Source organism: Streptomyces xantholiticus (genome assembly GCF_014651015.1).
In the GTDB taxonomy this organism is placed as follows: Bacteria; Actinomycetota; Actinomycetes; order Streptomycetales; family Streptomycetaceae; genus Streptomyces; species Streptomyces xantholiticus.
The window spans coordinates 18,379-33,464 of record NZ_BMWB01000026.1; the positions used below are offsets into that span (position 1 = coordinate 18,379).

11 protein-coding genes are annotated in these 15,086 nt (G+C 70.7%); 1 reads left to right on the top strand and 10 read right to left on the bottom strand.

What is annotated here, in order from left to right; genetic code table 11:
• Window positions 1-3 precede the first annotated feature (3 nt).
• The gene (murA, locus tag IE198_RS28975; RefSeq protein WP_189891887.1) at window positions 4-1,344 is read left to right on the top strand and encodes a UDP-N-acetylglucosamine 1-carboxyvinyltransferase; all 1,341 of its coding nucleotides are present in this window, start codon (window positions 4-6) and stop codon (window positions 1,342-1,344) included.
• Between the two features lie 437 nt (window positions 1,345-1,781).
• Here the strand turns inward: murA and IE198_RS28980 are convergent, their stop codons facing one another.
• From IE198_RS28980 to IE198_RS29025, 10 genes are all read right to left on the bottom strand, one after another.
• Complete coding sequence (locus IE198_RS28980; RefSeq protein WP_004571953.1) at window positions 1,782-2,063, bottom strand: HU family DNA-binding protein; 282 nt, start codon at window positions 2,061-2,063, stop codon at window positions 1,782-1,784.
• Between the two features lie 354 nt (window positions 2,064-2,417).
• Complete coding sequence (locus IE198_RS28985) at window positions 2,418-3,851, bottom strand: NAD-dependent malic enzyme (protein WP_189891889.1); 1,434 nt, start codon at window positions 3,849-3,851, stop codon at window positions 2,418-2,420.
• A gap of 376 nt (window positions 3,852-4,227) precedes the next feature.
• The gene (locus tag IE198_RS28990) at window positions 4,228-6,594 is read right to left on the bottom strand and encodes a HelD family protein (protein WP_189891891.1); all 2,367 of its coding nucleotides are present in this window, start codon (window positions 6,592-6,594) and stop codon (window positions 4,228-4,230) included.
• Between the two features lie 180 nt (window positions 6,595-6,774).
• Window positions 6,775-7,605: a zf-HC2 domain-containing protein gene (locus IE198_RS28995; protein WP_189891893.1), complete on the bottom strand. Its 831-nt coding sequence runs from the start codon at window positions 7,603-7,605 to the stop codon at window positions 6,775-6,777.
• Complete coding sequence (locus IE198_RS29000) at window positions 7,602-8,189, bottom strand: sigma-70 family RNA polymerase sigma factor (protein WP_005316925.1); 588 nt, start codon at window positions 8,187-8,189, stop codon at window positions 7,602-7,604. The genes IE198_RS28995 and IE198_RS29000 overlap by 4 nt, the downstream gene beginning before the upstream one ends.
• Window positions 8,190-8,286: 97 nt before the next feature.
• Complete coding sequence (locus IE198_RS29005; RefSeq protein ID WP_189891895.1) at window positions 8,287-8,922, bottom strand: CGNR zinc finger domain-containing protein; 636 nt, start codon at window positions 8,920-8,922, stop codon at window positions 8,287-8,289.
• Between the two features lie 88 nt (window positions 8,923-9,010).
• A complete protein-coding gene (locus IE198_RS29010) occupies window positions 9,011-10,162 on the bottom strand; it encodes a uroporphyrinogen-III synthase (RefSeq protein ID WP_189891897.1) in 1,152 nt (383 codons plus the stop codon).
• 129 nt (window positions 10,163-10,291) lie between these two features.
• The gene (locus IE198_RS29015) at window positions 10,292-11,644 is read right to left on the bottom strand and encodes a nitrate/nitrite transporter (RefSeq protein ID WP_189891900.1); all 1,353 of its coding nucleotides are present in this window, start codon (window positions 11,642-11,644) and stop codon (window positions 10,292-10,294) included.
• Window positions 11,645-11,680: 36 nt separating this feature from the next.
• Window positions 11,681-12,898, bottom strand: a complete 1,218-nt coding sequence (locus tag IE198_RS29020; RefSeq protein WP_189891902.1) for an acyltransferase family protein — start codon at window positions 12,896-12,898, stop codon at window positions 11,681-11,683.
• Window positions 12,895-15,021, bottom strand: coding sequence for a bifunctional polysaccharide deacetylase/glycosyltransferase family 2 protein (locus IE198_RS29025; RefSeq protein WP_189891984.1), 2,127 nt, complete (start codon window positions 15,019-15,021; stop codon window positions 12,895-12,897). The genes IE198_RS29020 and IE198_RS29025 overlap by 4 nt, the downstream gene beginning before the upstream one ends.
• Window positions 15,022-15,086: the final 65 nt, after the last annotated feature.

Here is a 15,086-nt window from a genome sequence, read left to right on the forward strand (position 1 = left end):
TTCATGACCGGCACAGACGATGTACTGCTTGTCCACGGCGGCACCCCGCTCGAGGGCGAGATCCGCGTCCGCGGCGCGAAGAACCTCGTGCCCAAGGCAATGGTCGCCGCCCTGCTCGGCAGCGAACCGAGCCGGCTGCGCAACGTGCCGGACATCCGTGACGTAAGAGTCGTACGCGGACTGCTGCAGCTGCACGGTGTGACGGTCCGCCCCGGCGAGGAGCCGGGCGAGCTGGTCCTCGACCCGACGCACGTCGAGAGCGCGAACGTCGCCGACATCGATGCCCACGCGGGTTCGTCGCGCATCCCGATCCTCTTCTGCGGTCCCCTGCTGCACCGCCTCGGCCACGCCTTCATCCCCGGGCTCGGTGGCTGCGACATCGGCGGGCGGCCCATCGACTTCCACTTCGACGTACTGCGACAGTTCGGCGCGACGATCGAGAAGCGTGCGGACGGCCAGTATCTGGAGGCCCCGCAGCGGCTGCGCGGCACGAAGATCCGGCTGCCGTACCCGTCGGTCGGCTCGACCGAGCAGGTGCTGCTGACCGCGGTGCTCGCCGAGGGCGTCACCGAGCTGACGAACGCGGCGGTCGAGCCGGAGATCGAGGACCTCATCTGCGTGCTGCAGAAGATGGGCGCGATCATCTCCATGGACACCGACCGGACGATCCGGATCACCGGTGTCGACAAACTCGGCGGCTACACCCACCGCGCGCTCCCGGACCGCCTGGAGGCGGCGTCCTGGGCGTCGGCGGCCCTGGCCACCGAGGGCAACATCTATGTGCGCGGCGCGCAGCAGCGCTCGATGATGACGTTCCTGAACACGTACCGGAAGGTCGGTGGCGCCTTCAAGATCGACGACGAGGGCATCCGCTTCTGGCACCCCGGCGGGCGGCTGAAGTCCATCGCGCTGGAGACGGACGTCCACCCCGGCTTCCAGACGGACTGGCAGCAGCCCCTGGTGGTGGCCCTGACGCAGGCGACGGGGCTGTCGATCGTGCACGAGACGGTGTACGAGTCGCGGCTGGGCTTCACGTCGGCGCTGAACCAGATGGGGGCGCACATCCAGCTGTACCGCGAGTGCCTGGGCGGCTCCCACTGCCGCTTCGGCCAGCGCAACTTCCTGCACTCCGCGGTCGTGTCAGGCCCGACGAAGCTCCAGGGCGCGGACCTGGTCATCCCCGACCTGCGCGGCGGCTTCTCCTATCTGATCGCGGCGCTGGCGGCGCAGGGGCCGAGCCGGGTGCACGGGATCGACCTGATCAACCGGGGCTACGAGAACTTCATGGAGAAGCTGGAGAAGCTCGGCGCGAAGGTTGAGCTGCCGGGCGGCCCGATCGTCTGACGCCCTGCCGTACGCCGACGGCCCCCGCGGGTTGCCCCGTGGGGGCCGTTGCGCGTGTGCGGCGCGCCGGGAGGGGGGCGCTGCGCGGGACGCGTCCCCAACCCGCCCCTTCCCGAAACCGGTGCAAAACCCAGCCCCCGGGGGCGCCCTCATGGCACATGCCCGGGGCGGGCCCGGGCACATGGCACATGCCCGGGGCGGGCCCGGGCCGCGTGGCCCACGGGCGCCAGAGGTCGGCCCCGCCACGTGCGGCGCGTCAGGCCCCGCCGGCGATTGAGGCGCGGCGCCCGGGCGGAGCCCCGACAACCCGGCCGGCGTACACGGCGCCGCCCAGCGGCGGGGGCAGGGCCCGACGACCCGGTCCGACACACAGGGCCCCGCGCACGCGCAAGGGCGGCCACCCGGACCGGGTGGCCGCCCTCGCGTTGCCGAAGGCCTTACTTGCCCTTGGCGGCTTCCTTGAGCTTCGAGCCCGCGGAGACCTTCACGCTGTAGCCGGCCGGGATCTGGATCGGGTCGCCGGTCTGCGGGTTGCGCGCGGTGCGAGCGGCACGGTGGGTGCGCTCGAAGGTCAGGAAGCCGGGGATGGTGACCTTCTCGTCGCCCTTGGCGACGACCTCGCCGACGGTCTCGGCGAGAGCGGCCAGAACGGCGTCGGCGTCCTTGCGGGTCACCTCGGCGCGGTCGGCCAGCGCGGCCACCAGCTCACTGCGGTTCATTTTGTTACTCCCGTGTTCTTCTTGCCTGTGAGGCGTGGATCGAAGCCGATGCTGCCAGGGCCCTCGGACAGTCCCCGGACCCGGGTCTGCTGTCAGACCCCTCCGCGCCCGCGGGGGCTGCCCCCAGGACGCAGGTCCTCGGGGAAGCATCCTGCCCCCACCAGCGGCGGGAAAGCCAATCCGGCACCCTCCGGGGTCACCCCGGAGCCGCACGAAATCCACCACTGCCTCATCGTGATGACGTTCCGTCGACTCCTTCGGACCCGTCGGAGCGGGCAGGTCGGGGCCGCGTGCTCCCTGATCCGCCACCCTAAAGGGGGGTTTGCGACCCCGCGACCCGCGACGCGCCGTATATCAGGCGGACGTGGGGCCCGTCACAGCGGCGCCCGCGGCCTTCGCCGCGTCCCGTACCGCTCCAGCGACGGCTCCGGCGACCTTGTCGTTGAAGACCGACGGGATGATGTAGTTCGGGTTCAGCTCGTCCTCGGTGACGACGTCCGCGAGCGCGGCCGCGGCCGCGAGCATCATCTCGGTGTTGACCGTACGGGACTGGGCGTCCAGCAGACCGCGGAAGACGCCCGGGAAGACCAGCACGTTGTTGATCTGGTTCGGGAAGTCGGAGCGGCCGGTGGCCACAACTGCCGCCGTCTGGCGGGCGATTGCCGGCTCGACCTCGGGGTCGGGGTTCGCGAGCGCGAAGACGATCGCCCCGTCGGCCATGGCCGCGACATCCTCCCCGCCGATCACGTTCGGCGCGGAGACACCGATGAAGACGTCCGCTCCGACGACGGCTTCCTTGAGCGTGCCGGTGACGCCCTCGGGGTTGGTGTTGTCGGCGATCCAGCGCAGCGGCGAGCCCGGGGTGGCGGCCACCAGGTCCTCGCGGCCGGCGTGCACGACGCCGTGGATGTCGGCGACGACGGCGTGCTTGACGCCCGCCGCGATGAGGAGCTTGAGGATCGCGGTACCGGCGGCGCCGGCTCCGGACATGACGACCCGTACGTCGCTGATGCTCTTGCCCACCACACGCAGGGCGTTGGTCAGCGAGGCGAGCACCACGATGGCGGTGCCGTGCTGGTCGTCGTGGAAGACGGGGATGTCGAGGGCCTCGCGCAGCCGTGCCTCGATCTCGAAGCAGCGGGGCGCGGAGATGTCCTCGAGGTTGATGCCGGCGAAGCCGGGGGCGATCGCCTTGACGATCTCGACGATGGCGTCGGTGTCCTGGGTGTCGAGGCAGATGGGCCAGGCGTCGATGCCTGCGAAGCGCTTGAAGAGGGCCGCTTTGCCCTCCATCACCGGCAGCGCGGCCTTGGGGCCGATGTTGCCGAGGCCGAGGACGGCGGAGCCGTCGGTCACCACTGCAACGGAGTTGCGCTTGATGGTCAGCCGGCGGGCGTCCTCCGGGTTCTCCGCGATCGCCATGCAGACGCGCGCCACTCCGGGGGTGTAGATCATCGACAGGTCGTCACGGTTGCGGATGGGGTGCTTGGACGCCATCTCGATCTTGCCGCCGAGGTGCATCAGGAACGTACGGTCGGAGACCTTGCCGAGGACGACGCCCTCGATGTCCCGCAGACCTTCGACGATCTCGTCCGCGTGGGCCGTCGAGCTGGCCGCGATCGTGACGTCGATCCGCAGCTTCTCGTGGCCGGAGGCGGTCACGTCCAGGCCGGTCACGGAGCCGCCGGAGGACTCCACGGCCGTGGTCAGCTGGGAGACCGCGGTTCCGCTCGCGGGCACCTCCAGCCGGACCGTCATCGAGTACGAGACGCTGGGCGCCGTTGCCATGACCGGGTTCCTCTGCTTTCCCTAGCTTCTTCACTGTGCGGCACCGACCTGGGGCGCGGCAGCGCTGTGAAGATGGTGTCACCTACCTGCCGGTAGCAGGTAATGTGGTCATAATGTTTTCGGAAACTATTTTCCACCATACGAGAAATGGGCCGAAAACAGAAAGAGGCCCGCTCCACCTGGTCCAGGTGGAGCGGGCCTCTTTCGCACGTACAGGTGGCACCGACCCGCCATGCTCGCCTCGCGGCAAGTGGTCCCTCTGAGGGACGAAGGTTGGGCCCGGGGGCTTGGATCGGGCCGGTGCCGTATCCAGGCTAACGCACCGCCTGGGCAAGTGATTCCCGTACGGCGCGCCAACCCCAGGACGGTCGCCCGTTCAGTCCCGCAGCAGGTCCGGCACCCCGTCCGCGTCGGGCTGGTCACGGCGGCCGGAGACCACCGTGAGCTGCTGCGTTGCCCGGGTCAGCGCCACGTACAGCACCCGCAGTCCTGCGGGCGACTCGTCGGCGATCTCCGCGGGCGAGACGACCACGGTCGCGTCGTACTCCAGTCCCTTCGCCTCCAGCGAGCCGAGGGCCACGACCCGCTCGCCCAGCCCCGCCAGCCACCGCGCCGCCTGCTCGCGCCGGTTCATCGCGACGACGACCCCGACCGTGCCGTCGACCTGGGCGAGCAGCCGCTCGGCCTCCGCCCGTACGGCTCCGGCGAGGTCGCCGCCGTCCCGGACGACCGCGAACCGCGGACGTACCCCGGTGGAGCGGACGGCGGACGGGGACTCCATGCCCGGCATGGCAAGCCTGAGCACCTTGGCGGCCAGTTCGGCGATCTCGGCCGGGTTCCGGTAGTTGACGGTCAGCTCGAAGCGGCGGCGGGGACGGGTGCCCAGCGCCTCGTCGCGGGCCTCTGCCGCCTCGTCCGGGGAGGACCAGGACGACTGGGCCGGGTCACCGACGACCGTCCAGGTGGCGTGCCGACCGCGGCGCCCGACCATCCGCCACTGCATGGGTGTGAGGTCCTGCGCCTCGTCGACGATGACGTGCGCGTACTCGACGCGCTCCGCCGCCAGCCGTTCCGCCCGCTCGCGCTGCGACTCCTCGCGCTGCGGCATCAGCTCCTCGAGCCCGGTCAGCTGGTCCAGCGGATCGAGCTCGCGCTTCCTGCGGGGGCGGGCGGGTGTGCCGAGCAGGGTGCTCAGCTCGTCGAGGAGGGCCACGTCGTGCACGGACAGGGCGTCGCGGCGCAGCGAGCGGGCGAGTCTGCGTACCTCACCGGGGTTGAGCACGCGGCGCGCCCAGCGGCCGAGGCGCCGCTCGTCGGCCATGGCGGCGAGCACTCCTCGCGGGGTCAGCTCGGGCCACCAGGCGTCCAGGAACGCGACGAAGCTGTCCTCGCCGGTGACGTCCTCGTCGAAGGACGAGCGGAGCTCCGCGGCGAGCTCGGGGTCGGTGGCGTGCCGGCCCGCCGCGCCCGACTTGGCGTACAGGGCGTCCAGCAGGAGCCGCCGGGCGCGGGGGCGCAGCAGGTTCACGGGGGCCGTTCCGCCGAGCACGCCCTGGCGGATGCGCCTGAGTTCCTCTGCCTCCAGCTCGAGGCGGCGGCCGAAGGCGACGACGCGCAGCCGGTCGGGCGTCGCGGCGGGGGCCGCGGGCTCCTCGCCGAGGGCGAGCTGCTCGCCCCCGCCGGGCCGCGCCGGCACCTCGAGGGCGCCTCGCGCGGCATTGCGCGGCACCTTCAGCATCCGGGAGGACCCCTTGAGGCGGGCCACGGCCGGCTCGTCGTAGACGGTGGCCTCAGCGCCGTCGACGAGCGAGCCGACCGCGCGGATCGCGACCTGCCCCTCCTCGCCGAGCGAGGGCAGCACGCCCTCCGTGTAGGCGACGAGCAGCGGCGTCGGGGAGACGATCAGGATGCCGCCCGCGTAGCGGCGCCGGTCCTGGTAGAGCAGGTACGCGGCCCGGTGCAGGGCTACGGCCGTCTTCCCGGTACCGGGGCCGCCCTCCACGTACGTCACGGACGCGGCGGGGGCGCGGATCACGAGGTCCTGCTCGGCCTGGATGGAGGCGACGATGTCCCGCATCGAGTGGCTGCGCGCCTGTCCGAGCGCCGCCATCAGCGCGCCGTCGCCGACCACGGGAAGCCGTTCGCCGTTCAGCGTGGCGGTCAGTTCCGGGCGCATCAGGTCGTCCTCGACTCCGAGGACCTGGCGGCCCTTGGAGCGGATGACGCGGCGACGCACCACACGGCCGGGGTCGACCGGCGTGGAGCGGTAGAACGGCGCGGCGGCCGGGGCCCGCCAGTCGATGACCAGCGGGGCGTAGTCGGAGTCGAGGACGCCGATCCGGCCGATGTGGAGGGTCTCGCCGATGTCGGCGGTGTTGTCGGGCCGTACGGCGTCGTCGGCGGGTTCGACCGAGGTGTAGGCGCCGTCGGGGCCCTTCTTGCCGTCCTTGCCGTACAGCAGGTCGATCCGGCCGAAGAGGAAGTCCTCGAACTCGTTGTTGAGGCGGTTGAGGTGGATCCCGGCGCGGAAGACCTGGGCGTCCCGCTCCGCGAGCGCACCGGGAGTCCCGACCTGGCCCCTCTTGGCGGCGTCGTTCATCAGGAACTCGGCCTCGTGGATCTTCTCCTCGAGACGGCGGTACACCTGGTCCAGGTGTTCCTGTTCGACACCGATCTCACGGTCTCGCACCGTGTCGGCGGTGGAACCGACCACGGATTCGACAGCGGCATCCTGCGCGGCCACCGAGGCCCCCTTCTGACGTGCACTGGGCAGCCGTCAACCGTACGGCAAGGGGGGAGGATATTGCACCTGTCCGGGCCGCGGGCCGGAGGGCACGGCCCGCGGACACTGGCTGCGGACATGAAAACGGGGCCGGGGGCCACACAGCTCCCCGGCCGGAAAACGGCCCAGCCCACTCAGGGTCTACGCGGCGACCTCGACCAGCCGTTCGCCCTCGAAGGTACGGACCTCGAAGTGGTCGATGTCGTTACGGTCCATCGCCGAGCCGCCGTGGACGTACAGCGGCTTCTTGGCGTCCTTGTTCGGGCTGTCGGGGATGCCGTAGCCCCACTTCGGGACGGCCCAGGAGGTCACGACCTCCTCCTCGCCGGTCTTGGAGACGGCGATGAGGTTGCACTTCAAGGGTCCCTTGACGTTCTTCAGCTCCAGGACGGCGTGGGTGCCCCAGCCCTTCTTCTCCATGCCGACGACGGCGCTGACCTTGGTGGTCGCGTCCGTGGCCTGCACCTTCTCCTCCATGTGGTTGAAGAAGGCGTCCTCTGCGGGACTGGTGGGATGCGGGTCGGCACCCGCCACGTTGCTGCCGGTGTCGTCCGCGGTGACCACGACCGCGACGGCGGGCCCGCCGATGATCAGCGCCGCGGCCGCCGCGAGCAGGTACATGCCGCGCCTGCGCTTGTGGGCTCGCTTGACGGCGACCTCGTTCAGCAGGCCGTCGAGCACCTTGGGGCTCGGCGACGTCGGCACCACGGGGACGGGCCGGGGTGGCGGGAAGTCCTCCATGCCGCGCATTCCGGGCAAGCTGTAGACGTTGCTCTGCGGCGGTGCGGGGGCAGGTGCCTCCGCGAGCATCGCGAGCATCGGCTCCATCCCCGAGAACTCCTCGAGGTGGGCGGCACAGATGTCGCACCCTGCCAGATGCGCCTCGAAGGCGGAGGCGTCCGCTTCGTCGAGCACACCGAGCACATATGCGCCGACGGCGTCGTGCACGGATTCCTGCTCGTACATGGTCATGCCGAGACCCCCCTCTCCTCAAGAGCGAGCTTCATGGAACGGAGCGCGTAGAACACTCGGGACCGGACGGTCCCGCTGGGTATGCCGAGCGTTTCGGCCGCCTCATTGACCGTACGCCCCTTGAAATACGTCTCGACAAGAACTTCCCTGTGGGCGGGCGTCAAATCATCGAGTGCATCTGAGAGCGTCATCAGCCACAACGCCTTGTCGATCTCGTCCTCCGCGGGCATGACCTCCAGCGGCGACGGATCGACCTCCTGCGGCCGGGCCTGCCGGCTGCGGTGACCGTCGATGACGATGCGCCGGGCGACCGTCACCAGCCAGGGTCGGACAGAGCCGGTCGCACGGTTGAGCTGGCCGGCGTTCTTCCAGGCACGGATGAGCGTCTCCTGCACGACGTCCTCGGCGCGCTGGCGATCGCCGGCAACGAGACGCAGTACATAGGCGAGCAACGGTCCTGCGTGTTCGCGGTAGAGGGCACGCATCAACTCCTCGTCGGGCACAGAGGTGTCGATACGTGGCTTCTCGCTGCGATGGCGGGCCCGTTGCGGACGGTCATCGGCCACGGCGGCATCCTTGCGCACCTGAACCTCCCGGTCGAGCCCCTGTTTTCGTCGGCTGGTCGCCAGGCGGCCTGGTGGCGCGCCGTGGTCCCCCTTCACTACGGGGACGGTGGGAGGTTCACTCAATCCCGGCCGAAGAAACTTCAAGATCTTTTACAGAGGTCCGCCGGCGGTGCCTGGCCACGCGCTCGCGGTTTCCGCACACCTCGCTGGAGCACCAGCGCCGCCGCCTGCCGCGTGACGTGTCCAGATAGACCCGGCGGCAGTTGTCGCCCTCGCACTGCCGCAGCCGCGAGCGCGCGACCGGATCGGTGAGGAGATCGACCGCGTCACGGGCGACGACCGCGAGGAGCGCCGCGCACTCGGGGGTGGCGCTGAGCGCCCGTACCAGATCGCCCCCCTCGTCCCGTACGGCCCTGATGCCCGGCGGCGGGCTCTGCGCACGGGAGTTGACGACCTCCAGGTCGTGCTCCGGGCAGCCCTTCAGGGGTCTGGAGCGCACCAAGCGGTCGATACAGTCGCGCAGTTCGACGAAGCCGGCCACCCAACTGCCGTCCACACCGGTCAGACGCGTCCCGGTGGGGACGAGGCCGGCGCCCACCAGCCAGCATGTCAACCTCCCCGTGTTCGCCAGTGGTTCGGGTCCGTCGGGCCGGTCCGCCTCGTGGGACGTCGCCACCAGGTCCAGACAGATCCGACCGGAGTCGAACCGCCACTGCCGGGGGTTCGAGCCGCCCGCGCCCGCCGCTGTCATGCGCCTGTCACCGCCTCGGGGTCACCGCCGGGTGTCCCCACCAGAGTGCCCGCCGACGGGGGCGGCCGGAAGACCTCGTCCGGACGCGTCAGCTCTGCGCGTCGGCGTACTTGGCGTCGGCCGCGGGGTCGAGGGCCAGCCGGTAGCCCCGTTTGACGACGGTCTGGATCAGCTTGGGCGTGCCCAGCGCGGTACGCAGCCTGGCCATGGCCGTCTCCACCGCGTGCTCGTCCTTGCCCGAGCCGGGCAGGACGCGCAGCAGGTCGGAGCGGGAGACGACCCAGCCGGGCCGCTCCGACAGGGCGCGCATCAGCGCCATGCCGGCGGGCGGCACCGGACGCAGTTCGTCGTCGACGAGGACGGCGTGGCCGCGGATCTCGACGCGGCGGCCGGCGGCCGGGAACGTACGGGCGCGGCCGGGCAGCTCGGTACCGAGCAGTTGCACGAGCGGCCCGAGTCTGAACCGCTCCGGCTGCACCGTGGTGACGCCGACGGCCTGCAGCGGCACGGCGGTGACCGGGCCCACGCAGGCCGCGAGGACGTCGTGGCCGAGGGCGCCCAGCAGATCGGGAAGGAGACCGCGGCTCTCGGCGCGGTTCAGGAGGGAGGCGACGGCCGGGGCGCTGGTGAAGGTGACGGCATCAAGGGCGCGGGCGACGGTCGCGTCCAGCAGCCGGTCGAGCGGGGCGATGTCCTCGGGCGGCATCCAGCGGTAGACGGGTACGAGGACGACGTCCGCGCCCCCCGCCCGCAGCGCCTCGACGAACCCGGGCAGCGGCTCACCGTGCAGCTGGAGCGCGATCCGGCGGCCCGCCACCCCCTCGCCGAGCAGCCGGTCCAGGACCTCCGCCATGGACTCGGAGGCCGGGGACCACTCCTCGTTGAGCCCCGCCGCACGGATGGCGCCTTTGACCTTGGGGCCGCGTGCCAGCAGCTCGGCGCCGCCCAGCCGACCGAGCAGCTGCTCGCCGAGCCCCCAGCCGTCGGCGGCCTCCACCCAGCCGCGGAAGCCGATGGCGGTCGTGGCGACGACCACGTCGGGGGTGTGGTCGATCAGCTGCTTGGTGGCGGCGAGCAGCTCGGCGTCGTCGGCGAGCGGAACGATACGAAGCGCGGGGGCGTGCACGACGGCCGCGCCCCGTCGCTGGAGCAGTGCGCCCAGTTCGTCGGCGCGCCGGGCGGCGGTCACGCCGACGGTGAAGCCCGCGAGGGGGCCGTGCGGTTGGCCTTGGTCGTGCATCTCGGTCGTCCCCACTTGAATGCCCCATCGGCGGTGCCATCGGACTGTGAACGTGGCGACCGAGCCTGTCAAAGGTGCGTGACAGGCCCGGTTCGCTCATATTTCACCGTCGTTACGGACTCCGCTCGCTCAGACCCGTGCGTAGACCGGCTCCGGCTCCGTCTGGGCGTCCGCGGCCCGGACCGGCACCGCGACGGGACGGCGAAGGTATACCGCCCAGGTGACGGCCGAGCAGACCGCGTAGAAGGCGAGGAAGGAGACGAAGGCGGCGGTTCCGGTGCCGGCGGTCTGGAAGGACTGGCGGAACGCGAGGTTGATCGCGAGGCCGCCGACCGCGCCGACGGCGCCGATGAGCCCCATGGAGGCGCCGGACAGCCGTCGCCCGTAGGCGGCTGCGGTCTCACCGGTCATGCCCTTGGCGAGCGCCTTGTTCTGGAAGATGCCGGGGATCATCTTGTACGTCGAGCCGTTCCCGAGGCCACTGAGCACGAACAGCGCGATGAAACCGATGAGGAACACGCTCAGCGACTCCTGGACGGAGGCGGCGACGACCACCCCGGTCGCGGCGGCCATGGCCACGAAGTTCCACAGGGTGATGCGCGCACCGCCGAAGCGGTCGGCGAGCAGTCCGCCGAGGGGCCGGATGAGGGAGCCGAGCAGCGGGCCGATGAAGGTGAGCGATGCGGCCTGCAGCGGGGTGCGGCCGAACTGGGTCTGGAGCACGAGTCCGAAGGCGAAGCTGTAGCCGATGAACGAGCCGAAGGTGCCGATGTAGAGGAAGGCCATGATCCAGGTGTGGCCCTCCTTGGCGGCGTCGACGGCCGCGCCGGTGTCGTTCTTCACCGGTGCCAGGTTGTCCATCCACAGTGCGGCGCACAGCGCGGCGATCACGATGAGCGGCAGGTAGATGCCGAGCACCAGCCGAGGGTGGGCCGCCCCTGCCGTACCGATGATCAGCAGGGCGATCAGCTGGATCACCGGTACGCCGATGTTGCCGCCCCCCGCGTTGAGGCCGAGCGCCCAGCCCTTCTTCCGCAGCGGGAAGAAGGCGTTGATGTTCGTCATCGACGAGGCGAAGTTGCCGCCGCCGACACCCGTGAGCGCGGCGACCGCGAGGAAGGTCGTGTACGAGGTGCCCGGCTCCATCACCAGGTACGCCGCGCCGGTCGGCAGCAGCAGGAGCAGGGCGCTGAAGATCGTCCAGTTACGGCCGCCGAACCGGGCGACGGCGAAGGTGTACGGCACCCGGATCACGGCGCCGACCAGGGTCGCCGTAGCGATCAGGAAGAACTTGCCGGCCGGGTCGATCCCGTACTCCGGTCCCATGAAGAGGACCATCACGGACCACAGGCTCCAGATGGAGAACCCGATGTGCTCACTGAGCACCGAGAAGGCGAGGTTGCGCCGTGCGACCCGCTCCCCCTTGGTCTTCCAGAACGTCTCGTCCTCGGGGTCCCACTGCTCGATCCATCGCCCTGCCATCACGCGCCTCCACCTGTTTCGATCGTGAGGACGACGCTACGGACGGCGCGTTTCAGGGCCGATGGCTGCACGTGACCGGTGCGAAACCTTGCTCTCACCCGCCGGTCGGGCGGGATGTGAGAGTCCGGTCCCCGCATTGCCCGTGTCCTGGCCGTTCGGCCACAGCCGCGGGCGGCGCCCGGCCGCCAGGTCCTCGGCCCAGCCGAAGAGCAGAACGCACACGGCGATCAGTGCCCAGGCGATCAGCAGCACCGGCACCCAGCTGTCCAGCAGCCACGAGGCGTGCTCGGCGAGCAGGTCGATGTCCCACATCCGGTCCCAGAGCAACGCGGCGAGCAGGATGCACACGTTGTGCCAGAGGTATACGGTCACCGCGCGCGCGTTGAGCAGGGTGATCACGCTGTCCCACTGGCGCAGTTTCGGCGGCCACCACTCCCACGACGGGCTGAAGTGCAGCAGCATCATCACCGCGCCGAGCGACCAGAGGGCATCGGCCGGCGGGATGCCGTCGAGCTCGCCGCCCGTCGCGAACCCGTGCTGCCCGGCCCACCAGAGCCCGGCCAGCATCACGAACGGCGCCAGCGAGGGCACGATGTAGCGCGGCAGGCGGGCGAGGACGCCCTCCTGGCGGGCCATGCCGAGGATCCAGCACGCGCCGAAGGTGGTGAAGTCGGTGAGCGCCGAGTCGATCCGCTCCGGCATGGTGAGGTAACCGGCGGCGAGAGCGAAGGACAGGGCGACCGGCGCGGCAAGGGTGAGCCACGGCAGCCTGCGCAGCAGGCGGAGCAGCAGCGGCGACAGGAGCACGAACCACAGATAGGCGCGCAGGTACCAGAGCGGCTCCGCCATGTCACCGGCCCATTCGGCGACGAGGAACGGCGGGTCGCTCAGCGGCAGGATCCAGAAGACCGCGGAGGGGCCGGGACGCCATCCCTCGAGGAGCATCGCGGTGACGGCCGCGGCGCCCAGCACCCACAGGGGAGGGAGCAGCCGCCGTACCCGGCTGCGGATGACCCGGAGCGCCGGGCGGGCCAGGGAGCGAGCCATCAGTGAACCGGCGAGCGCGAACATCACGCCCATGGACGGGAACACGAGCGGCAGCCAGGCCCAGCCCACCAGGTGGTAGAGCACGACACGGAACAGGGCGAGCGCCCTCAGCAGGTCGAAGTAGCGGTCCCGGCCGCCGGCGGGCACCGCGGAGGTGCCGCCGTGGGACGGCTGAGGCACCGTCTGCGGTGCGGTGTACGGGGTCACGCGACCGGCCTCCGCTCGCCGGCGGTGTGCTGCCGCTGGTTGTTCACGACACCGGGCGCTTCCACCGCTCCGGTGCGCCGCAGCTTCTGCCAGCGCAGGCGGCCGCCGGTCAGTGCGGTGATCCAGGACTGCAGGAGAACTACGTACATCAGCTGTCGGTAGAGGATCTGCTGGAGCGGCAGGGAGATGAGGTGGACCATGCGTTCCTTGTCCAGCCGGAAGGCATAGGCGGCGCAGACGGCCTGTATCGCAAGCACGCCGAGCCAAGCGGCGATGGTCTTCTGTGTGGGGCCGAAGACCAGCCCGTACAGCAGGAAGACATCGATCAGCGGCGCGAGCAGCGGCGCCAGGACCATGAACAGGGAGACCAGCGGCAGGCCGACCCGGCCGAAGCGGCCCGAAGGCCCGCGTTCGACGAGGGCGCGGCGGTGCTTCCAGATCGCCTGCATGGTGCCATAGCTCCAGCGGTAGCGCTGCGACCACAGCTGCTGCACGGACTCGGGGGCCTCGGTCCAGGCGCGGGCCTTCTCCGCGTAGACGACCTTCCAGCCGTCGCGGTGCATGGCCATGGTGATGTCGGTGTCCTCGGCGAGGGTGTCCTCGCTCATGCCGCCGACCCGTTCGAGGGCGCTGCGGCGGAAGGCGCCGACGGCGCCGGGGATGGTGGGCATGCAGCCGAGCACGTCGTACATCCGCCGGTCGAGGTTGAAGCCCATCACGTACTCGATGTGCTGCCAGGCGCCGATGAGGGTGTCGCGGTTGCCGACCTTGGCATTGCCTGCGACGGCGCCCACGCGCGGGTCTCCGAAGGGCTGCACGAGTTCGCGGACGGTGGACGGTTCGAAGACGGTGTCGCCGTCCATCATGACGACGATCTCGTAACGGGCGTTCCTGATGCCGTTGTTGAGGGCGGCGGGTTTGCCCGAGTTCGGCTGCCGCACGACGCGTACGCCGCGCAGCCCCATGCCCTCGACGATGTCGGCGGTGCCGTCGCTGGAGCCGTCGTCGATGACGATGACTTCGAGGGGGTGATCGCTGGCCATCAGCGAGCGCACGGTGTTGGCGATGCATTCGCGTTCGTTGTACGCGGGGACCAGCACGGAGACCGGCCTGGTGATGGGCGGCCCCCAGCTGAAGCCCTTGCGGCGCACCTTTCGGGCATGCGCGAAGGACAGGATCAGCATCAGACCGAAGCGGGCGAAGACCAGCACGCCGATCACGGCCAGGCCGACCACCAGGACCTCGGTGGTGTTCTCGGAGACGGCAACGGCTCCGACGAACGCCTTGCCCTTCCACAGCTCGAGGCCGGTGACCCCGGTGTGGGCGCTGGGGACGCCGAGCGCCTCGGTGAGGTTGGTGAACCTGTAGCCGCGCTCCTTCATGTCCGGCAGGAAGCGGTCGAGGGCCTCGACGGTCTGGGAGCGGTCGCCGCCGGAGTCGTGCATCAGCACGATGGAGCCCTCGGTGCCGTCGGGCGTGGCGCGCTCGATGATCGCGTCGGCGCCGGGACGCTTCCAGTCCTCGGAGTCGGTGTTGTTGAAGGCCGTGATGTAGCCGCGGCTGCCTATGTACTGGGTGACCGGCCAGGACTCGTTGTCGAGGGCGCCGGAGAAGGAGGAGTACGGCGGCCGGAACAGGGAGGTGCGGATGCCCGCCGAGCCCGCGAGTGCCAGCTGGTTCTGCGACAGCTCCCAGTCGATGCGGTCGGTCGACTGGAACGACAGATCCGGGTGGTTGAAGGTGTGCAGGCCGATCTCATGGCCTTCACGCACCATCCGTTCGACCAGGTCGGGATGGCGGGATGCCATGGTGCCGGTGACGAAGAAGACGGCGTGCGCGTCGTATTCCTTGAGCTTGTCGAGGACCTTCGGCGTCCAGACGGGGTCAGGGCCGTCGTCGAAGGTCAGCACCAGACGCCGGTCGGGGATGCCGAGCGCCTTGGGGTTCTGCTTGTCGCGCGCGTCGATGACGGGGCCGCCCGCGAGTATGTGCTCGGGGACCTGGTCCGTGGGTGCCGGGGGGCGGACACGGTGGTCGGCGAGTATCTCGCTGTGCACATAGCCGCGCAGCATCAGCATCGCGAGCAGGGCGACGAGGAAGACCACGGGCAGCAGATAGCGCATGGGCAGTCTGCGGCGTACGACGCTCTTGGGGTTCCGCCGCGGCGGAACCCCGGGGACGGGGACGG

What these genes read in the sequence shown, in the direction of transcription:
- IE198_RS28995 (WP_189891893.1), bottom strand. Translation starts at nt 7,605, where the DNA reads ATGACCATGTACGAGCAGGAATCCGTGCACGACGCCGTCGGCGCATAT.
- IE198_RS29005 (WP_189891895.1), bottom strand. Translation starts at nt 8,922, where the DNA reads ATGACAGCGGCGGGCGCGGGCGGCTCGAACCCCCGGCAGTGGCGGTTC.
- murA (WP_189891887.1), top strand. Translation starts at nt 4, where the DNA reads ATGACCGGCACAGACGATGTACTGCTTGTCCACGGCGGCACCCCGCTC.
- IE198_RS29010 (WP_189891897.1), bottom strand. Translation starts at nt 10,162, where the DNA reads ATGCACGACCAAGGCCAACCGCACGGCCCCCTCGCGGGCTTCACCGTC.
- IE198_RS29025 (WP_189891984.1), bottom strand. Translation starts at nt 15,021, where the DNA reads ATGCGCTATCTGCTGCCCGTGGTCTTCCTCGTCGCCCTGCTCGCGATG.
- IE198_RS28985 (WP_189891889.1), bottom strand. Translation starts at nt 3,851, where the DNA reads ATGGCAACGGCGCCCAGCGTCTCGTACTCGATGACGGTCCGGCTGGAG.
- IE198_RS28980 (WP_004571953.1), bottom strand. Translation starts at nt 2,063, where the DNA reads ATGAACCGCAGTGAGCTGGTGGCCGCGCTGGCCGACCGCGCCGAGGTG.
- IE198_RS29015 (WP_189891900.1), bottom strand. Translation starts at nt 11,644, where the DNA reads ATGGCAGGGCGATGGATCGAGCAGTGGGACCCCGAGGACGAGACGTTC.